Source organism: Labilithrix luteola, assembly GCF_001263205.1.
Classification (GTDB): Bacteria; Myxococcota_A; Polyangia; order Polyangiales; family Polyangiaceae; genus Labilithrix; species Labilithrix luteola.
On record NZ_CP012333.1, the window covers coordinates 10,060,879 to 10,080,416 of the forward strand.

The 19,538-nt window shown below is 67.5% G+C and carries 20 protein-coding genes; 10 read left to right on the forward strand and 10 right to left on the reverse strand.

Annotated features, from left to right (window positions below; translation table 11 throughout):
* Positions 1-29 precede the first annotated feature (29 nt).
* The 5 genes from AKJ09_RS43450 to trpA all read left to right on the forward strand — a co-directional run bounded on the left by AKJ09_RS43450 (position 30) and on the right by trpA (position 3,742).
* Positions 30-683 carry an SWIM zinc finger family protein gene (locus AKJ09_RS43450; RefSeq protein ID WP_146653738.1) on the forward strand — a complete coding sequence of 218 codons (654 nt, stop codon included), beginning with the start codon at positions 30-32 and terminating at the stop codon, positions 681-683.
* Between the two features lie 61 nt (positions 684-744).
* Complete coding sequence (locus tag AKJ09_RS55810) at positions 745-879, forward strand: hypothetical protein (protein ID WP_275936699.1); 135 nt, start codon at positions 745-747, stop codon at positions 877-879.
* Between the two features lie 121 nt (positions 880-1,000).
* Positions 1,001-1,669 (forward strand): BON domain-containing protein, encoded by a 669-nt coding sequence (locus tag AKJ09_RS43455; RefSeq protein ID WP_146653739.1) that lies wholly within the window; start codon positions 1,001-1,003, stop codon positions 1,667-1,669.
* Positions 1,670-1,679: 10 nt separating this feature from the next.
* On the forward strand, positions 1,680-2,933 hold the full coding sequence (gene trpB / locus AKJ09_RS43460; RefSeq protein WP_146653740.1) for a tryptophan synthase subunit beta: 1,254 nt from the start codon (positions 1,680-1,682) through the stop codon (positions 2,931-2,933).
* Complete coding sequence (trpA, locus tag AKJ09_RS43465) at positions 2,933-3,742, forward strand: tryptophan synthase subunit alpha (RefSeq protein ID WP_146653741.1); 810 nt, start codon at positions 2,933-2,935, stop codon at positions 3,740-3,742. The genes trpB and trpA overlap by 1 nt, the downstream gene beginning before the upstream one ends.
* 19 nt (positions 3,743-3,761) lie before the next feature.
* Here trpA and AKJ09_RS43470 read toward each other — a convergent pair whose 3' ends face one another.
* A complete protein-coding gene (locus AKJ09_RS43470) occupies positions 3,762-4,910 on the reverse strand; it encodes a serine/threonine-protein kinase (protein WP_146653742.1) in 1,149 nt (382 codons plus the stop codon).
* A gap of 48 nt (positions 4,911-4,958) precedes the next feature.
* On the opposite strand from AKJ09_RS43470, the gene AKJ09_RS43475 reads away from it, so the two are divergent.
* On the forward strand, positions 4,959-5,636 hold the full coding sequence (locus AKJ09_RS43475; RefSeq protein WP_240488825.1) for a sigma-70 family RNA polymerase sigma factor: 678 nt from the start codon (positions 4,959-4,961) through the stop codon (positions 5,634-5,636).
* A 12-nt stretch (positions 5,637-5,648) separates the two neighbouring features.
* Here the strand turns inward: AKJ09_RS43475 and AKJ09_RS43480 are convergent, their stop codons facing one another.
* The 5 genes from AKJ09_RS43480 to AKJ09_RS43500 all read right to left on the reverse strand — a co-directional run bounded on the left by AKJ09_RS43480 (position 5,649) and on the right by AKJ09_RS43500 (position 12,456).
* Complete coding sequence (locus AKJ09_RS43480) at positions 5,649-6,665, reverse strand: PEGA domain-containing protein (protein ID WP_146653744.1); 1,017 nt, start codon at positions 6,663-6,665, stop codon at positions 5,649-5,651.
* 15 nt (positions 6,666-6,680) lie between these two features.
* Entirely contained in the window at positions 6,681-7,967 is a 1,287-nt protein-coding gene (locus AKJ09_RS43485) for a serine/threonine-protein kinase (protein WP_146653745.1), read from the reverse strand.
* Positions 7,967-9,481 carry a hypothetical protein gene (locus AKJ09_RS43490; RefSeq protein ID WP_146653746.1) on the reverse strand — a complete coding sequence of 505 codons (1,515 nt, stop codon included), beginning with the start codon at positions 9,479-9,481 and terminating at the stop codon, positions 7,967-7,969. Before AKJ09_RS43490 ends, AKJ09_RS43485 begins: the two co-directional genes overlap by 1 nt.
* A gap of 66 nt (positions 9,482-9,547) precedes the next feature.
* Complete coding sequence (locus AKJ09_RS43495) at positions 9,548-10,882, reverse strand: formylglycine-generating enzyme family protein (protein WP_146653747.1); 1,335 nt, start codon at positions 10,880-10,882, stop codon at positions 9,548-9,550.
* The gene (locus tag AKJ09_RS43500; RefSeq protein ID WP_146653748.1) at positions 10,861-12,456 is read right to left on the reverse strand and encodes a formylglycine-generating enzyme family protein; all 1,596 of its coding nucleotides are present in this window, start codon (positions 12,454-12,456) and stop codon (positions 10,861-10,863) included. The genes AKJ09_RS43495 and AKJ09_RS43500 overlap by 22 nt, the downstream gene beginning before the upstream one ends.
* An 80-nt stretch (positions 12,457-12,536) precedes the next feature.
* Between AKJ09_RS43500 and AKJ09_RS43505 the strand changes: the two genes are divergently transcribed.
* The 3 genes from AKJ09_RS43505 to AKJ09_RS43515 all read left to right on the forward strand — a co-directional run bounded on the left by AKJ09_RS43505 (position 12,537) and on the right by AKJ09_RS43515 (position 14,841).
* Positions 12,537-13,247, forward strand: a complete 711-nt coding sequence (locus AKJ09_RS43505) for a metallophosphoesterase family protein (RefSeq protein ID WP_146653749.1) — start codon at positions 12,537-12,539, stop codon at positions 13,245-13,247.
* 80 nt (positions 13,248-13,327) lie between these two features.
* Positions 13,328-13,765, forward strand: coding sequence for a hypothetical protein (locus AKJ09_RS43510; protein WP_146653750.1), 438 nt, complete (start codon positions 13,328-13,330; stop codon positions 13,763-13,765).
* A gap of 26 nt (positions 13,766-13,791) precedes the next feature.
* A complete protein-coding gene (locus tag AKJ09_RS43515; protein ID WP_146653751.1) occupies positions 13,792-14,841 on the forward strand; it encodes a tetratricopeptide repeat protein in 1,050 nt (349 codons plus the stop codon).
* A 193-nt stretch (positions 14,842-15,034) separates the two neighbouring features.
* On the opposite strand, the gene AKJ09_RS43520 is transcribed toward AKJ09_RS43515, so the two are convergent.
* Both AKJ09_RS43520 and AKJ09_RS43525 read right to left on the reverse strand, forming a co-directional pair.
* A complete protein-coding gene (locus AKJ09_RS43520) occupies positions 15,035-16,009 on the reverse strand; it encodes a CE1 family esterase (protein WP_146653752.1) in 975 nt (324 codons plus the stop codon).
* 243 nt (positions 16,010-16,252) lie between these two features.
* Positions 16,253-17,086: a carbon-nitrogen hydrolase family protein gene (locus tag AKJ09_RS43525; protein WP_146653753.1), complete on the reverse strand. Its 834-nt coding sequence runs from the start codon at positions 17,084-17,086 to the stop codon at positions 16,253-16,255.
* Between the two features lie 54 nt (positions 17,087-17,140).
* Here AKJ09_RS43525 and AKJ09_RS43530 point away from each other — a divergent pair, with 54 nt between their 5' ends.
* Positions 17,141-18,538, forward strand: a complete 1,398-nt coding sequence (locus AKJ09_RS43530) for a matrixin family metalloprotease (RefSeq protein WP_169928350.1) — start codon at positions 17,141-17,143, stop codon at positions 18,536-18,538.
* On the opposite strand, the gene AKJ09_RS43535 is transcribed toward AKJ09_RS43530, so the two are convergent.
* Positions 18,483-18,824, reverse strand: coding sequence for a DUF2325 domain-containing protein (locus AKJ09_RS43535; RefSeq protein ID WP_146653755.1), 342 nt, complete (start codon positions 18,822-18,824; stop codon positions 18,483-18,485). The genes AKJ09_RS43530 and AKJ09_RS43535 overlap by 56 nt on opposite strands.
* Positions 18,821-19,408, reverse strand: coding sequence for a sulfurtransferase (locus AKJ09_RS43540; RefSeq protein ID WP_146653756.1), 588 nt, complete (start codon positions 19,406-19,408; stop codon positions 18,821-18,823). The genes AKJ09_RS43535 and AKJ09_RS43540 overlap by 4 nt, the downstream gene beginning before the upstream one ends.
* Between the last annotated feature and the right edge of the window lie 130 nt (positions 19,409-19,538).

A 19,538-nucleotide genomic window follows, 5' to 3' on the forward strand; every position in this document is an offset into this window, starting at 1 on the left:
GCACGCGTCTCGCTCTTCGGCGAGGCACGATGACCACGCAAACCTCCCCGTCCGCACGCCCCACGCTCACCTTCCCCGCTCGTCCGCCGCGCCCAGCGCGTCCGGCAAGCGTCGCGATTCGCATTGCTGATCGCCTCGGGCCTCACTTCGCGCCAAACGCGTGCGTGGCCGGCTACGGCTACTTTGCGAACGGGCGCGTCGTGCTCGCCCTGACGTCAGAGACTTCGGGGCACGCAACCGTCCGAGGTAAGCGCACGCAGACGGTGCACCTCGAAGCGAACGACGGCGAGCTCGCCACGTCGTGCTCGTGCGCCTCGAACGCGCTCGAAATGACCGGCTGCCGGCATGTTTGGGCTGCGGTCCTCGAGGCAGATCGGACAGGCGCCTTCGCCTCCCTTCGCGCCTCGCCCAAACCGCTCAAAATGCGGGCGCGGACGGAGCCTCGCCCTACGAGCGAAACGCCGGGCGAAAAGCCTAAGAACAAGGCGGCCCAACGTGCGCAACGTGCGCAACGTGCCGAAGACGAGAAAAAGCACGAGCCGCAGAAGACGACGATGGCCAAGGCGAACGTCGCGCCGTCCTCGACGAAGGTAACGTCGAAGGCGAAGGACGCTGCAAGCGGCTCGACGAGCGCACGCACGAAGGCGTCGAAGAAATCGCAGCCTGCAAAACGCACGAAGTAGCTCATCAGGACGCTCCCTTGCGGCATGCACGGTGCACTTCGTCCTCGGTGAGGCAGGCACCATGGATCGCGATGCTCGAGCGCAGGAAGAGAAGCTCTCGCTAGACCGCACGCTCGCGTTGGCGCTCGTCACGGTTGCGCTATGTGCGATGCTTTCGACCAGCCTCGTCGTACTCCTGCGTGCCGTGCTGCGCTGACCGATCTCGTTCTCGGTTCTCGTTCTCCTTCTCGGTTCTCCATCTCGGGCCCCGCGGCGCACGGCTTGCTCCCTCACCTTCGAATGCCGAGTTCTGCGTCAGGGCTCGCGGAAGGGCGGTGATGCGTTCGAAGCCTCGTCCCACTGTGCTCGCGCTCCTCGCTGGCGCTGCTGTGCTCTACGCCGTCGATGCGCGCGTGGCGCGGCGACGTCAGCGAGAGCGCATCCTTTCGCGCGCGCTCCGCCACCTCCAACGGACCGCCGTACCGGACGCAACGGTCGAGGGGCGCGTGCTCGAGCGTCTCGCTCGGCTCGTTCCGCACGGCGGGATCTCTGCAACCACCGAACGCAGCTGCGTGATCCTCACGGGCGAGGTCTCCACGCAGAAGCGCGCGCACGTGGTCCGTAGCATTGCGCGGGTCGAAGGCGTCGACTCGGTGGTCGACCTCATGACCGAGCGACGACAAGGCGTCTCCGACGATGGCCCTACTTGGCGGCGCGCACCAACGGCAGCGCGCGGTTGGCAGCTCGCGCCGAGCGATCGCTCGCCGGCATCCCGCACGATGATCGGCGGAGTGGGGGCAGGCCTCGCCCTCGCTGGGCTGCGTCTGCGCGGCTTCGTCGGCCCCACCCTCGCCCTCGTGGGATGCATGTTGCTCGTCCGTTCGGCATTGAACGTCGAGCTACGGCGCAGGCCACTCCCGAACCTTCCTCGCCGCCTCCCATCGCCGGTGACAGAAACGCTCGAACAAAGAGACCGACGTCACGGAGCAGCCGCGTCCGTGTGGTAGCCTGCACCGCGTGTTGCGATCCACATTCCCCGGCGCAGGTTGGTATGGGCCGTACGGCGGCCGTTACGTCTCCGAAACCCTCATTCCTGCGCTCGATGAGCTCACGGACGCGAGCCAGCGGATCGCCGCGTCGGACGCCTTCCAGACCGAGCTCAAGAGTTTGCTCGCCACCTACGTCGGCAGGCCCACGCCGCTCACCGAAGCGGTGCGGCTCGCGCGCCTCATCGACCCGACGGGGAAGACGCTCGGTCGCCTGTTCTTGAAGCGCGAAGACCTCTGTCACACGGGGGCGCATAAGATCAACAACGCGCTCGGGCAGGTCCTCCTGGCGACGAAGATGGGCAAGACGCGCATCATCGCCGAGACGGGCGCCGGCCAGCACGGCGTCGCGACGGCCACGGCTTGCGCGCTCTTCGGGCTGCCCTGCGAAGTCTACATGGGCGCGGAAGACGTGAAGCGGCAGGCGCCGAACGTCGGACGCATGAAGCTCCTCGGAGCGAAGGTCGTCGCCGTCGAATCGGGCTCGAAGACCCTGAAAGACGCGATGAACGAGGCCCTTCGCGACTGGGTCACGAACATCGCGACCACGCACTACTGCATCGGCAGCGCGGCGGGGCCCCACCCGTATCCCGAGCTCGTCGCACAGTTCCAGAGCGTGATCGGCGAAGAGGCGCGCGCGCAGATTCTCGAGCGCACGGGCCGCCTCCCCGATGCCGCGATCGCGTGCGTCGGCGGTGGCTCGAACGCCATTGGTCTCTTCCGTGGCTTCTTGACGGCTGCAAGCGTGAAGCTCTACGGCGTCGAGGCGGCCGGCCACGGCGTTCACACCGGCAAGCACGCGGCAACGCTCACGGCTGGGCGCGTCGGCGTCTTGCACGGCTCGAAGAGCTACCTGCTATGCAACGCCGAAGGTCAGGTCGAAGAAGCGCACTCGATCAGCGCGGGTCTCGATTACCCGGGTGTGGGTCCGGAGCATTCGTTCTTGAAGGACTCCACGCGCGCCAAATACATCTCCGCCACCGACGAGGAGGCCCTCGCCGCGGCGGCGCTCGTCATGAAAACGGAAGGCATCGTCCCCGCGCTCGAGACGTCGCACGGCTTCGCGAAGCTCGGTCTCGTGGCCTCCGATGTGCGCCAGACGCTCGATCGTCCAGCCAACCTCCTCCTCTGCCTCTCGGGCCGTGGCGACAAAGACCTCGAGACGTACCTGAAGAATCTCGTGCCGAGCGAAACGAGCGAAACGAAGTCCAAGGAGAGCGCGTGATGGGTCGTCTGAGCGACGTGTTTGCGGCGCGAGCAGCCGAAGGAAAGAAAGCCCTCGTTACGTATCTCTGCGTGGGCGACCCGAACGAGCAAGAGTCCGTCGATCTCGCGCTTGCGTGCGTCGAGGCCGGCGCGGACATCCTCGAGCTCGGCAATCCGTTCAGCGATCCGTCGGCTGATGGGCCGGCGATCGCGCGTGCGAGCCAGCGAGCGCTCACCAAGGGAGGCGGGCTCGAGACCACGCTGCGCGTCGCGCGCGCGATTCGCGACCGCTCGGACGTCCCCATCGTGCTCTTCGGTTACTACAACCCGCTCTTCGTTCGCGGCGACGCGGAAGCGGCGAAGATCGCGGCGAAGGCCGGCGTCGACGCATTTCTCGTCGTCGATCTGCCCCTCGACGCAGCCGCGCCCTTGCGCGAAGCGGCGTCGGCCCACGGCCTCGGCGTCGTTCCGCTCGTCGCGCCCACCACGCGCCCCGAGCGCGTGAAGCAGATCGCCGAGACCGCACGCACCGCGGCGATCCCGTTCGTGTACTACGTCTCGATGACCGGCGTGACAGGTGGCGCGGGAGCAGTAAGCGCCCTCACCGAGGCCGGCGAGCACGCAGGGCGCGTCCGTGAGTCCACCGGCTTGCCCACGGTCGTAGGGTTCGGCATCGACTCGGCCGAGCGCGCGAAGGCTGCTGCCGCGCGCGCCGATGGCGTCGTCGTCGGCTCTGCCATCGTGCGTCGAATCGAAGAAGGCCGCACCCCCGAAGAACGCCTCGCGAGCGTCCGCGCCCTCGTCAGCGAGCTTCGTTCCGCGGTCTGAACCGCCCCCCCCGCACTCGTCAGGAGGGTGCATGCAGCTCATCGAGCCGCGCATGCACCTCCGCGAGCGGAAGCCTCGCCGCCGGATCGATGGCGAGCATCCCATCGACGGTCGACGCCAGCAGCGGCGAAATGTCCGGCACGATGTCCGCCGTCCGCGCAATCGCTCCGCGTGTCGCGCTCCGCACGAGCTGCGCGTACGACTTCCCCTCGAGCGGCCGACGCCCTGCGAGGCACTCGTACGCCATCGCGCCGATCGCCCAGACGTCGGCGCGACCGTCCACGCCCGGCTCGCCGAACAGTTGCTCGGGCGCCATGTATGCCGGCGTTCCGAGCACGGCTCCGGTTCGCGTTAGCTTCTCGGCAGCGGCCTCATCGACGGCTACGAGCTTGGCGAGCCCGAAGTCGAGAAGCATCACGACCGGTGGGGAGCCGTCGCGTTCGGTCGCCAGAAAGACGTTCGACGGTTTGAGATCGCGATGCACGACGCCGAGGGCATGCGCGGCACGAACGGCCGAAACGAGCGTGAGAAAGTACGCGACGACCTCTTCGCCCGGCAGCCGGTAGCGGCGTGAAAGCTCGGCGGCGAGCGAGCGTCCACGAAGGAGATCCATCACGAGTCCCGGCGTGCCATCGGGCAAGGAGAGCGCGGCGCGGACCTCGAGGACGTTGGGGTGCCGGAGCGAGGAGGCGATGCGCGCTTCGCGGTCGAAGCGGCGACAGAGCTCGGTGCTCTCGGCCTTGAGGAACTTGATGGCGAATGTCGCCCCAGAGGCGTACTCACGCGCGGCCCAGACCACGCCCATACCGCCCTCGCCCACCACGCGCTCGAGCACGTAGCGGTCTCCGACGACGTCTCCCGCGCTCAAATTCGTGACCGTCCGCGCCTCGCGTACGGCCTGGTCCGAAGGGACGGTGGACGCCATGCGCGTCGCGTCCGACGGCTCGCTGTCTCCGCCGTCGGCGAGGAGTACGTACGCCACGACGAGCGAGCGACAGGCTTCACAGTCGTCGATGTGTGCGCGGACGGCCTCCATGCGGTCGCCGCTGCCCGACTCTGACGCGCCGTCGATGGACAGAGCACCCGAATGGGCGCCGACCTGGAAGGAAGTGATGGGGGTGAAGGAGGCGAAGTACTCCACAAGGGCGTCGGCATCGAGGCATGCCATCTCCCCGAGTGTACCAGTCGGTCCGGCTCCGGTAAGCTCTCTTCCCGCATGTTCGAAGGCTCGGATCTCGAGCTCGCCAAGGCCTGCGTCGCCGGCGACCAAGAAGCTATCGCCGAAGTCGAGGCTCGCTTCGCCTCGGACATTGCGCGCGCTCTCGCGCGTTTGCGCGTCGACACGGCGCTCGCGGACGACGTCAAACAGACGATTCGCGAAAAACTCTTCCTCGGGACGAACGGCAAGCCCCCGGGCCTAGCCTCCTATTCGGGCAAAGGTCCGCTCGGCGCCTTCCTCCGCGCCGTCGTCGTCCACGCCGTCATCAGCATGAAACGCGCGCGGCGGCGCATGACCGAAGCGGATTCGCGGATTCGCGACGTGGCGCACGACGACGACCCTGCGCTCGAGCACGTTCGTCGGCGCTACGGAGCGTCGTTCAAGCAAGCCTTCCAAGACGCGTTCGCCGAGCTCTCGGCACGCGAGCGTAGCGTCCTGCGTCTCGTCTACATCGACGGGCTCGCCGTCGAGCAGGTGGCCACCGTCTACGGAGTCCATCGCGTGAGCGTCTCGCGCTGGCTCGGACAGATCCGCGAGCAGCTCCACTCACGGACCCGCGAGCTGCTCAGAGAGCGCCTCGGTCTCGCCACGAGCGAGGTCGCGAGCGTGGCGCGGCTCTGTCTGAGTCAAATCGACGTGAGCCTCAGTCGCTTGGTCCGCGAGTCGAGCGCCTGATCGCGGGCGCGTTTACGGCGCGCGCACCGTCCAGTCGAGGCCTCCTCCGTTGACGGCGGGCCGCTCGGGTTCGGGACGCGTCAGCGCGTACGTCGTGAGAGCCGCCCCCGTCACCACGACGCCCGCCGCCGTCCAGAACCACCATCGCGAGAGAAGACTCGGCTTGTCTTCGCGAAGATTTGCAACGAGCTCGACACGCTGTCCTGGCCGAACCACGGCGTCCGTTTCGTACGGCAAAAAACCCGCACGCCGGACCAGCACGCGGTGCTTGCCGGCCGGCCGCAGCAACGTGACGGGCGCCACACCGACGTCGAGGTCGTCCACCGTGACGACCGCATTCGTTCGATCCGCCGCGACATGTAGCGTCGCCGGCAGCCGATCGAGCGAGAGGTGCAGGGCGCGCCGATCCCCGGGCCGAACGTCTTCGGCGTGCACGGCGTCCGAGAAGCCTTCGCGCGCGATCACGAACACGTGGTGCCCCGGATCGAGCAAGACGCGAAAGTCCGCAGCCGGAACCTGACGCCCCGTGCCGGCGGCCAGCGTCCCTGCGAGTGCAACGGGGCGCTCGCCATCTCGGGAGACCACCTCGAGCGGTTGACCATCGACGGCAATGCGCGCGTCCGACGGCTCGATCGTGATGTCGAGCGTCGCCACGAGCGCACCGATCTCGCCCTGGAACTTCTGGATGTCGAGGGCCGTCGAATCCGGCAGCTCTCCGTCTTTGCCGCGCTGCTCGAGGGCGCGCGTGAACGTCTTGCGTGCCCGCACGTACTGGCCGAGCGCACGCTCGCAGACACCGATGTTGTAGGTCGTCCACGCGTGCGGCTTGAGTTTCGCCGACCGCTCGAAGGCCGCGAGCGCCGCGGCCCATTGCGCGTCCTTCGCGAGCTCGGCGCCGCGCTTGAACTGATCTCGCGCCTCGGTGAGGTCGGGCTCGTCGGCGCGCGAGACGGCCGGCGTCGTCACCACCAGCGCCGCGAAGACGCCCATGAAGCCGAGCACGAGCAGCGAAGGCGGGCGCCACGACATCGCCGCGATCCTCCGTCAAAAAGGCGGATCTGTCAGCAACTTCGAGTCGCTGGTCTTGGCAGGCACGGCCGACGTCGCGGGTGCAACGACCCGCGGTTTGGCGCTCGCGGCCGATCGCCTCGGACGCGGCGGCTCGACCGACGAAGGCACGGAAGCCGCCACCGTGGCCGGCGGAGCATCGATGGGCGGAGGCGAAGACGGAGCGACTTCGGGCACCGACCGGATGTCGATCGTCGCAATCGGCGCCGACGAGGCCACCGACAGCGTCACCGAAGTCCGCTTCGCCCACCTCCAGGTGCCCGCTCCTGCGAGGGCGACGACACCAAGAAGCGCAACGCCACCGAAGGCAACGCGCGTCACCATCGGACGGCGCGCGGGGACCTCGACCGCCGGGGCTGCCTTGTCGAGCACGAGCGACGCCACGATCTCGCGCGCGGCCTTCGCCGACTGCGGGCGCCCCGCACGATCGCTCGACAGCAGACGTCCGACGAACGACGCGAGATCCGGAGGTAACTCCGGGACCTTCCGCTCGATCGGCACGATCGCCCCCGTCGCGAGGACCTTCAGCACCTGCCCGAGCGTCGCGCCATCGGCCGGACGCTCCCCCGCGAGAGCCTCGTAAAGAATGACGCCGACGGCCCACAGATCCGTACGTGCATCGACCTCACCGTCGCCAAACGCCTGCTCGGGCGCCATGTAGCAAGGGGTGCCGAGCATCGCGCCCGACTCGGTCAGCAGGTTCGTGGCGCGCGCCGGGCCATCGGTCGCCGTCAGCTTGGCCACGCCGAAGTCGAGGATTTTGATGGATGGCGGGCCACCGTTCCCATCGTCGGCGAGAAAGACGTTGTCGGGCTTGAGGTCGCGATGGACGATCCCGGCTCCGTGAGCCGCCTCGAGCGCATCGAGCATCGCGTCCACGATGCGCAGCGCGTCCTTCACCGACAGCGTCTTGTCGCGCGCGAGCCGTTCACCGAGCGACTCGCCCCGCAGAAGGTCCATGACGAGCACGGGGCGCCCCTCGACGTCTTCGATGACGTCGAGCACGTTGACCACGTTCGGATGGCGAACGGCCGCCGCGGCCCGGGCCTCGCGGAGCATTCTCTTCTGCGTTGCCTCGCGACGCTGCGTGTCCGCAGCCTCTCGCGGCGACGGAGCATGCACGAACTTGAGCGCGTGCTCGCGCGCCGTAAGCGTGTGCTTCGCCGCCCAGACCGCACCCATGCCGCCTTCGCCGAGCTTTCGCTCGAGCACGTAGCGTCCCGCGATCACGTCGCCAGGCGACAGGCCACTTCGAGCATCCATCACGGTGCAAGCGCAGGATACGACCAGAGCCCGAGCTTGTTGCCCACGAAGAGCTTCGAGCCCGCGATCATGACCTGCGTCGTGAGCGGGTCGAGATCCTCGTCGACGACGATCACGTTGGACCGATCGCTCATCCGCACGGCCTTGAGCACATTCGTCTTCTTGGCGACGACGAACTCCTGCCAATAGAGCACGCGACCGTCGAAGACGACGCGCTGCGCCGAGGTCGAGATCGTTTGCGTCGTTCCGGTGCCGAGCGAGGCAACCGAAAGAGTCCCTTGGATGGGCGGGTCGTCGGGGACGAAGAAGACCAGCTCGCTACCGCTCGTCGACACTCCTGCGACCCATGCATGGTCGGCCGCGAGCACACGCGGAGCGGCACTGCTCGCGTTGGCGTCGACGACGACGATGTCCGAATCCTGATTGGACGGCGTTCCCTTCGTCGCGAAGGCCGTGAAACGGGCGTCCGGCGAGAGCGCGAGGAGTTGGATGGCCCCCGTCGCGAGGTTGATGGGCGACGCGGGCGACGCCGTGGACGCACGGCGAACCGCGCCGTCGCTACGCAGGTAGACGACCTTCGAATCGTCCGCCGAGAAGGCCGCCTGCCGAATGGAGGTGTCGAGGACCACGGGCGAGCCGCCACCGGCAAGCGCCCGGATCGACGACTGCGCGCTCGTCTGCACGACCGCGTGGGTCGCGGCGTGATCGAGCCAGACACCCGGCGCCGAGCCTTGCAGGACCACGTTCGAAACACCGCCGCCACCCAGGTCGTAGGTGGCCACCCGCGGAGTGCTATCGGCGCCGACGCACCCGGCCACGAGCAGTGCCGACGGTGTGAAGAACACCGAGCGCCGGCACTGCGAATCGAGGAGGCCTCGATCGAGATTGGCAACGACGAGCGTGCCAGGGCCAGCCCCCGCACTCGTCGCATAGAGATCGTCTTGGAGCGCGCTCGTGCCCGGCGCGAAGTACGCGAACGAGTCCGACGTGCCGCGAGGATAAAGCGTTTCGCGCACCGTCAAGGGCGCTGCCGTCACGACGCCGCTCGCGCTCGACCAAAGGGTCATCGGGCCCTTCGCCGCGGTACCGAGCCACGCGGCGACGAAGCGTCCGCGCACGAGCCACGAGTCAGTGTCGTTGTGAAAGTCCTTCACGACGGTCGTGGGCGTGCTCGCGCCCGACGGGAGCACCATCAGATCGGCGTCCGCGAAGAACGCGAGATGACCGTCGGTCGTCACGCCTTCGAGAAAGACCGAGGCCGCGAGCAGCTTCGTGCCGACGAGCGGCTCGGGGGTAGTCGCGTCACGGGCCGCGTCGTCCGCGCCAGGAGCGCTCGCGTCCTCCTCCGAGGCATCGTCCGTCCCATCGGTCGGATGGCCGGCCCCGGGCGGGTACGCGACGACAGCGTCGTCGGACGAGGAGCAGGCCGCGAGTGCGGTGAGGATCGTTCCAGCGATCGTCACCGAAACGAGCGCGACGCGCACGGCCGCGACGCACTCACCGACCCTCTGCATTCGCGGGAAAAGCGCCGTCGAGTTCACGCTGACGCGAGGTGTAGCAGGATTCCGTCGTTCGTCCCGTCAGCGCGCGGGCCACGCGCATCGAAAGCCGACGGTCGGGTAGCCGAAGGACGCGTCCTTGGCCGTCGCCGCCCGCCGAACCTGCGCCGCATCCACGACCCGCTGCAGAAGGTTGCCCCCCTTGATGCTCCGCACCTCGGTCGCCGCCTTGCACGATGGGTCGCGGAGGAGCGCCTCCTTCCAGCACGTACCGTCGTCGCGCTCGAATGCGTCCGCCGTCCACTCGCTCAGGTTCGCACCGAGGTCGGCGATGCGCCCGTCGGACGAAAGAACGACGTCACGTGGGACGGCCCCGGCGACCGACGGGAGGGTCCGCGTCTCGACGTCGAGTGACGCATCCTCGCGGCACCCTCCGCCGTCAGGAGCGACGATGTCCACGCACGAGGCGGCGTCGTCCCCCCAGGGCCAAAGCGTCGAGCCTGCGTGACTCGCGACCCGCTCGAGCTGCGCTTCCGTCGGCAGATCACCACCGAGGCTCTGGCAGTATTTCGAAGCGAGCTGCCAGCTCACGCAGTCGAGCGGCCGGTCGTCCCATGCGCCGGCCACCGAAGTGTAGTCGCAGCGCCCGAGCGGATCGGCGCTGTCGTCGGTCGGATCAGTGCTTCGTCCTCGGGAATCGACCGAGGCGACGCCCGACGACCGAACCTCGGCGACGGTCACTTCGTGGTCGCCGAGGAAGTACGGAGAAAGGACGACGAGATGCTCGGACGCGCCGCCCATCAGGTCGGACGCGATGCTGACGCGCGGATCGCCCATGAAGAAGGCTCCGCCGGGCACGCATACGGCACCGCCCGGAACCTCACCACGGCACGGAACCTCGCGCGCTCCGGGCCATGTTCCAACGGCGCTCGCGTTCGGCGGCCCATCGGTGAACACGATCGGTGACGCGAGCGTGCCTTGGGGCTTCCCGACATCACCCGTTCGAAACGACGCGGTGATCGAGACGATGCCATCCTCGCCGACGGCCGGAAGGTAGCCCACGAGCTCCACGGTCGATGCGGCGCGCGGCGTTCCGAGCCCGACGCTGCGAAACATGCGCAGGCGAATGCGATAGCCGAGCACGCGCGGAGGAGGCAGAAAGCCGAACGAGAAGGTCTTGGTCCGTAGCTTTTCGGCGTCGAGCGCCAGCTCTCGCGAGCACTCGCTGCACGGCGCAGTCGCCCCCGGCTCGAAGACTTCGACGAGCACGCGATCGAACAGGCCCGGCGTGCCATCCGACGAGGAAACCGTGGCGTCGGTGTCCAGGTACACCAGCACCTGCCCGCGAGGTGGCAGCGTCTCGTCGCAGGCAGCGCCAACGGCTCCGAGGAAGATCAAGGTGCGGAGTACACGCATCGGAATCCCATCAAACCGTCACCACCCGAGCCGACCCTGACCGTTTCACTCCGGTCGATGGGACGAAGTTCGGCCGCCACGGAGGTCCAATTTCCACCGCGAACGCCGTGCACGATCCCCGGCCCCACGCGGCACTCGAGGCTCTTCGGATCTGCACATTCCGGCGGTGGAGGGAGGCTGCACACCGGATCCTGTAGCGAGGCCTCGACCCAACACTCGTCACGAAACGACGCGGCGCTGTCGAGGACGTACTCCGAGAGCCCGCCCGCCAGGTCACGAACGCCGCTCGCGGTGACGTCGTTCGACGAGCCGAGCGGCAAGAGCCCCTCCCCCGACGACGTGCAGTCCGGTCCGAACGAGCTACGACCGTACACGGCGCGATCGCACCTCGGCGCGTCGTCGCCCCACGGATACAGCGTCTTGCTCGCTCTTCCAGCCGCGAGCGCAGCGTACTCCCACTGCGCTTCGGTCGGAAGTGCTCCCCCTTCGAACCGGCAGAATGCATCGGCGGTTTCCCAGGGCACGCACGAAAGTGGATAATCCTCACGACCGCGCGGAGCGACGCTGAACGTGCACGAATCGTCGAGCGCCGTGCCGGGCGGTCCGTCGTGTTCGCTCGCCGAGACGTCGGTGGGCGGAACGAAGCCTCGTTCGAGCGCCGAACGATAGCGCGCGACACTGACCTCGTCGCGATCGATGGCAAACCTTGCAATCTGCACGATTCTCTCGGGCGAGGTATCCGCGCTGGCGCCGCGTTCGCTTGCCCCGACGAAGAACGCGTCGCCGAACACGAACACGCCGCCGGGGATGCAAACCCGCGGGTTCGTCGGGTCGGCCCCGTCCGGACAGAGCTCAGCGGAGAACGTGCCCACGGTGCTCGCCAGGCCAACGTCGAGCAAGGATTCGAGCGGCACGTCCTCCACGGGGACGAGCATCGTCGGATCGTCTGACGACTCGCCGACGCACGACGCGGCGGTATCGAGCTCGTCCATGATCGGCATGCGCCCGACGCAAGCGCCGTGCAACATCACCCGGGCACGCGCCTGCTTCCCCGGAGTCAGCCGCACGCGGATGAGGCGATCCACCGTGACGAGCGGGTTCGGCTCCTGGAGCGGGGTTCGATCGACGCCGTCGACGACGAGACGCGGATGCCCGTCCCCCTTCGGAATCGCACGGACGAGCTCGGCCAGTTCGGCGCGGACGCGCCCGGTATAGGGAACAAGGCGGCCGTCGAGGTACGCGCGCAGTCGGACGAAGAGGATGTGCTCGTTCGACGTGTCGTCGGTGAAGAGCCCGAAGCTCGTGGGCCAATCGCGCGCATCGGGGCGAAGATCGTCGCGCGAAGCGATCCACCTGCCATCCGCGGCGTACGCATCGATACGCAAGCGGGAAACGACGCACGGCACGGGCAGATCGGTGTCGACCACCATCACCACGTTCCCGTAGGGCGGCAGCTGCTCGCGTTCGCCGGGCGAGCACGCCGGCGCGATCCCGACCAGAACCATCACCGAAAACGTGACGAGAGCTGCGCCAACCGTCGAGCCAGGAGCGGGCAAGCGAGGCAAGCGTCGCATCCGCTTCTCACGCTACCATCGGAGGCGGGCTGGCAGCGCTCGCGTTTCGCGTCCGCCCTGCTAGGATGCGCGGCGTTTCCATGCTGATGCTCTGCGTCTCCGACATTCACGGCAACCTCGACGCTTTGCGCGCCGTCCTGGCGACCGCAGAGAGGCGCTCGTTCCACAAGCTCTTGGTTGCGGGAGACATCGTCTTCCCGGGTCCCGCCCCTCTCGAGACGTGGCGTCGTCTCACCGCGGCGGGCGCCGTCATGGTCCAGGGCGTTTCGGACAAGGCGCTTGCGACGCTCGACCCGAACGCCCTCCACCCGCGAAGCGAGCACGAGCGAGCGATGGTCGAGCGGATGAAGGCCGTCCGTAGCGAGTTCGGCGACCTCATTCTCGAGCGCATCAAGCGCCTGCCCACCCAAGTTCGAGTGCCCTTGGAAGACGGTGGAGAGCTCCTCCTCGTCCACGGTTCCCCTTCGGATCCGGCCGAGGCCATGACCTTCGACATGCCGGACGACGAGCTCAACGCGCTGCTCGGTGACGATCCCGCGGACGTGGTCGTGTGCGGCATGAGTCACACGCCCTTCCACCGCACGATTGGCGACGTCCACATCATCAATGTGGGAAGCATCGGCGAGGCGCCGGACGGCTTGCGCACGGCACCGACGTTCCCCGACGGCCCGCGCCCGCTCGTCGCTCACGCCACCTGGATCGAGTCGACCCCGCGCGGCATCACGGTGGAGCAGATCACCGTTCCTCTCGAGGAGCGCGCGCAAGAACACGGGCTCCCCGCCACGCTCTGATCGGCAAGTTTCCGGCACGCTTCAGGAATTGCGTGTCAGGAATTTGATCACATACCTTCGGACCAGCCACGATCGCGTTCGTGGATCGTGGCCGTAAACCGAGCCTCGCGAAGGCGCGCCCCCCGGCGCTCGTCGAGCGTGACGGACATTTTATTCGTACGACCGAAGGACGCTGGCGAGAGCTGTTCGCCAAGGCGGACGCCATCAGTGAGGGCGCCGTCAAGGACGAACACGGCGAGCGCGTCTGGTATGGGTCGACCAGTCTGATCTTGGGATTACCTGTGGATACGCCTGTGGAAGAACGGGCGTTCCTCAAGGCACTTGCTCAAAAGGACGTGCATGTTCACGTGCACGCCCTGCGGTGTGCACACCGCGAAGCGCAAAGCCGTGCTCCCGCGATGTTGGGACGCCTCGTTTGTGAGGTAACCTTCCACGTCGATCGTCGGGGGTTGAGGATTGACGTCGACGTGCAGGCGCCCTTGATAGAGCGCCGTAGCGCCGCGAGGTCTGGCCCGTGACGCAAGAGAGCCCTCCAGAACCGCGCATGTCCAACCCGTCGAACAAGTCCCGCGGCAGCAAGAAGAAGAGCGGCGTGGTCATTCACGTCGCCTTCGGACCTGGTGGGGGAAAGATCGAGCACGCGGAGGCTCCGCGTGCGGTGACCGGTGGCGCTGCTGCTGGTGGCGCTGCCGCAGCCGCGCAGCTTCCGGCGCCGAAGCTCCCCGAGCCGGTGACCGATGTCTTTTCGCCGCGTGAAGTAGCGAAGCTGCTCGGTCTCACGCCGGCTCGCCTCCGTTCGCTCGACAAGGCGCAGATCGTCTCCCCCAGCGCAACCCGCAACGGTCGTCGCGCGTACACGTTCCAGGATCTCATCGCACTCCGTGCGACCCATGACCTGCTCGCGCGCCGCGTGCGGGTGAAAGACGTCGCCCAGGCCATCGGCGCACTTCGTCGTGCGCTTCCGCGCGTCACGCGCCCGCTGCAAGAGCTCCGCATCGTCAGCGACGGTCGCAAGGTCGTCGTGCAGGCGGAAGACGGCGTCTTCGAACCGGTCAGCGGTCAGATGATGCTCGATTTCCGCGTCGAAAACCTGCGCACCGAGGTGGTTCGCGTTCTCCGCCAAGAGACCGCCGGCACACGCGCACGCTCGGCCTACGACCTCTACATGAAGGCGAGCACGCTCGACGAGGATCCCGCGAGCTTCGAGGAGGCCGCCTCGCTCTACAAGCGCGCCATCGAGCTCGATCCGCAGCTCGCCATCGCCTACACGAACCTCGGCAACATTCGTTTCCGCATGGGTGACGAAGTCGGCGCCGAGCAGCTCTACCGCCGCGCGCTCGACATCGACGAGCGCCAGCCCGAGGCTCACTACAACCTCGGCTACGTGATGCTGGAACGCGGCTTCGCGTCCCGCGCGGTCACCTACTTCGAAGCGGCCATCAAGGCCGACCCTCGCTTCGCCGACGCGCACTTCAACCTCGCGATGGCGTACGAGGCCCTCGGCGACAAGGCTCGCGCGCGCGTCCACTGGAAGCGCTACCTCGAAGTCGAACCCACGGGCACGTGGGCCGACATCGCCCGCGATCATCTTTAATGTTTTGGCCGCTCACGCGGCCTTTCCGCTTCGCGGTTCGCTGTCGCCGAGGCCTCGCGAGCTTCGCGGTTGCTGTTCGCCGAACCTCGCGCGGTTTGCGGTTTGCTGTTCGCCGAGCCTCGCCCGTTTCGCGGTTTGCTGTTCGCCGAGGCCTCGGCGGGTCGCTGAGGCCATGGGCGGGTGGCGTGGCGGCCTACTTGAGCATGTCGACGAAGTTCATCGTGGCTTCGATCGAGCCATCCCAGAAGTCGTGGCCCATGTTCCCGTTCTCGCACCAGGCCACTTGATTGCCGGTCGCGCAACCGTCGTACAGGACGCACGGCGACGGCGACATGCCGTGGTAGCTGTTCGTGCAGCGATTCGCCCAGATCCAGTGATCGCGCGAATCGATAGCGGTCGAATAGCTCACGATGGTGTCGAGATCGCCATGGATGCTCATCGAGGAGACAGGCGCCGTCGTGCACTTGTAGTGGCCCGTAGCATCGTAGTCGTCAGGGCTCGCCGATGATGGTCCGCCACCCGAGTGGGCAATGATTCCGCGGATGACGTTGCCTTCGAAGCAGCCCAGGTTGTTCACGAAGAAAGCGCCTTTGCTGAGCCCCCACGCGAACACGCGCTCACGATCGATGCATAGGCGCGAGGCCACGTCGTTGATCAGCGCCTCGACGTAGGGATAGTCGGCGTTCGTCGCCGGCGGAGAATCGATGTCCCACGTTCCCCATTTGCCGTCCGGATAGACGAAGATCATGTTTCCGTTGGCCGCATCTTCCATGTGCGTCCAGCTACGGATGATCTCGCCGGTGCCCCCGTCGCCGTGGAAGACGAGCATGACGGGTATCTTCGTCGAACCGTCGTATTTGTCGGCGATGTAGAGCTGGTAGGTCCGGTCGTCGAGCCGGAAGCCAAACGTCTGCGATCCCACGAAGCCCGTCTTGGCGACGGGTAGATTGCAGCGCGCCGGCGGCGGCGAACCGGAATCGACGTTAGGGGGCGGATCGGTTTCGCCTCCGGCGTCGGGGGGTCGGTCACCGAGACCGTGGGTGGCGTCGAGGGCACCGGTGGCGTCGCTTCCTCGTTCGGCCCGTGGTTTCCGACGGGATTCGAAGACCCGTTGTTCCCGCAGGCTGCGACCGCGCACCACGCCACCACCAGCGCCAACCCCAAACACCGCGACTTCATACGACCAAACCTCGCGCACGACCGCTCGAATCGAGCGGGATGCACCGCACTCTTCCGAAACTCGTGCCACGGGTCGCGGCGACTTCGGCGGAGTGAATTCCCTCTTCGCGAGCGGGAAGGCGGGCGAGCCGGAGCGAGTCACATCGGCGAGGGCGACGCGCGTTCGGCAGTCACGCCTCAAGGCGCGTGCGCGTTCGCCCTCGAAACGAAGGCGCTCGCGCACGAGTTCGAATCAGAGACGACGGTGCGACAGGCAAGGCAGCGCGGCACGTACGCGGTCTTGGGCGGCGAAGTCGAGACGAGCGAGCGCGAAGCCTTCGCCCTCCGCCGCCTGCGCGAGGACGTCGCCCCACGGATCGACGATGAGGCTTTTGCCGTAGGTCTGCCGCCCGCGCGGGTGCTTGCCGTGCTGCGCAGGCGCGAGGACGAAAACCTGATTTTCGATCGCGCGTGCCCGAAGGAGCACGTGCCAGTGGTCTTTACCGGTCGGAACCGTGAACGCTGCCGGAACGGTGACGATACGCGCGCCGCGGTCGACGAGCCGACGGTAGAGCTCGGGGAAGCGAACGTCGTAACAGATCGTCATGCCGAGGGTCACGGGTACCCCTGCCCGCCCGGCAACCTCCGCAATCGTTGGCTCGGCTCCGGCGCTCGTTGCGCCACTTTCGAGGAGGTTCGTGCCGTCCGGCAGATCGACGTCGAAGAGGTGGATCTTCCGATAGCGCGCGACGACGCCCTGCCCCGGCGCAATCAGAAGCGACGTGTTGAACGGCCGCTCGCGATCTCCGCTCGCCTCGGGCATGCCGCCGGCGACGATCGAGACACGCGACTCCTCCGCTGCGGCAACGAGCGACGAGACGATGGGCCCCATCGCCCCACCTCGACCATCGCCGACCGTCTCGGCAATCTCGCGCTTCTTCGTCTCGTCGCCCATGAAGGCGAAATTCTCGGGCAATGCGACGAGTTCTGCGCCGGCCCGTGCGGCGTCCGCGATGAGCGCCCTCGCCCGCCCAAGGTTCGCTTCGACATCGTCTTGGCTCGACAACTGGATGACGGCGACGTTCACGACGCTACATGCTCCTTCGCGATGGCGCGGGTCATACTACCATGCAAGAGGTCGATGGTCCCCGCCCCTCTCTTCCTCGCACCCATCGACGATACCGTCACGGTCGTCGCTGTCGAGGTCAGCCAGGGATCGGGACCTCTCGCGGACGAGCCCATCACCATCGCCACGCTGCGCGCTCGCGACGGCGCCGAGCACATCGCGCGTATCGTCGGCGGTCCCAACGCGCATGGTGGCTTCACGCGGCTGGCGGGCTACGTCGTACCGGTCGTGGGCATGCGCGTCCGGGCCGACCTGCTCGACACGACCCCCGCGTGGAAACCGGCGGGCGTGCTTCCAACACCGCGCACGTCGTTTGCGCTGAACACGCCGGCGGGCACGTGGCCCGATACGGCCCTGCCGGTGACCTTCGTTCTCGCTGGGAGCACTAGCCGCGACGTCGGCGACGAAGCCCTCGCCGAGCTCGATGTGGCGACGCGAACGTGGTCGAACGTGGATTGCACCGGCTTTCGCGCGGGCGTGGGGGCGAAATCCACGGCGCCCGCAGGCGACGACGGCATCAACGGCGTGTACTTCCAGAACCAGGAATGGCCGGCCGGCTTGGTGGCCGGTGCCATTGGGCAGACCGTCGTGCACGTCGACGCAAGCGGCCGCTACCGTGACGCGGACATCCACATCAACAGCAAGAACTTCCGCTTCTCGCTCGATGGGCAGGACGGAACCATCGATCTGCGAAGTGTTCTCGTTCACGAGCTCGGCCACGCACTCGGTCTCGGCCATTCGACCGATCCGCGCGCGACGATGTTTGCGACGGTCCAAGGGTTGCGCTCTCGATCGCTCGAGAAGGACGACATCGTCGGTGTCTGCACGCTGTACCCGGGCGAGGGTGAACCCGGTTGCGACTCGAGCCCGTGCCCGTCGCCCCTCCTGTGCGTAGCCGGTCGCTGTCAGCGGCGTGGCGATGCCACCGACGTCTGCTCGCCATGCGAACGCGTTCCCGGAGCATGCGACGCGGCCGGTGACGATGCTCGCTGTATCGACATCGGCGAGGGCGCAACGGCAGGTCGCGTCTGCGGGCGCGCCTGCGAAAACGACACCGATTGCGGCATGGGCTTTCACTGTCGCGATACGACCACGTCGGGCGATCGCCAGTGTGTCTCGGAAGTGCGCTGCGCGAACGGCGCCAACGTATGTACCACCGACACCGATTGCCGACTCGGCACTTGCCGCGCAGGCGCGTGCGTCGGGCCAACCACGGAAGACGCCGGAAACGTCGACCCAGCCGCGACACCGACGGAAGCGGGCGTCGCCGCCGACGCGAGCGACACGCCGGTGCACGAAGCGGGTTGCACGTGCAGCATGCCGAGCGGCGGCTCGCACGCGGCGCCGCTCGGTCTCGTCACGCTGACTTTCGCGACACTGGCGCGAGCCTGGAAGCGCCGCTCGCGGCGATGAACGCCGAGGCAATCGACGCGCGCACGCGCGACACGCTCGGGCTCATCGCCGATTCGAGCGGAATACCCCGGCGCTTGGCGGCATTTCGGACCTTGGCCGCCGCCGGATGGGAGACGTTGCCGACCACCAGAACGAGAGCATCGGCCGCTTCGACGCGTGCTTCGAGGGTTGGACAATCGACGTACACCGCGTCGACTTCGACGCCGGACGGAGCGTCGCGATAGAACGTATCGAGACGCGTCAACCCACCCACCACGAGAATCCGAACCGGCGTTTCTACGTTCATGGCAGCACCCGTGCGGTGAAGCTTGCCGACGGCAAGCGGACGATCTCGCGCGACGTCGGACGGCCCTCGGCAAGCCAGCGCGAGTAGCCGCCCTCGAGAACGTGGACGTCGACATGGCCGTAGCGTCCGAGCGCCCAGACGGCCGCGGCGCCTGCGCCGGAGCGCCCGTCGTCGACGAAGACGATGGTGTGCTCGTCCCCCACGCCGAGGCTGCTCATCACCATCGCGAGCTCGGGCGCCGAAACCAGCTCGCCATGCTCGTCGAAGAGCGCCTCGCGAACGTCGAAGGGGATCGAGCCGGGCACGTGGCCACGGAGGTACGAAAGCGGCGGTCCAGGACGGTTCCGATGACGCTCGCGCGAGAGCGCCCAATCGGGGGGGCCGCCAAGGTGACCGAGCTGGCGAAGCTCCACCGTCGTGGCCGGCCGGAGACGCGGCCCGCTCCCCTCGTCGCGTTCGGACCTGTCGGTCCGCACGTCCAACACGCGTAGCCAGAGCGCGGAGAGGTTGCGTTCGAGCCAGGCGGGCGTCGCTGCCGTCACGCGCGCAGAGCGAGAAACCGAAGACGAAGCCCGTGCCGTCATGTTCGCTATAACAAACTTACGTCCGTTATCTTGGATGGTCAACGAATGTTCAACATAATGAACAAAGGAGGACTCGACCCATGCAAACTCAGCAGAATCGATCGGCGTTTTCGCCTCGGATTCCTGCAGA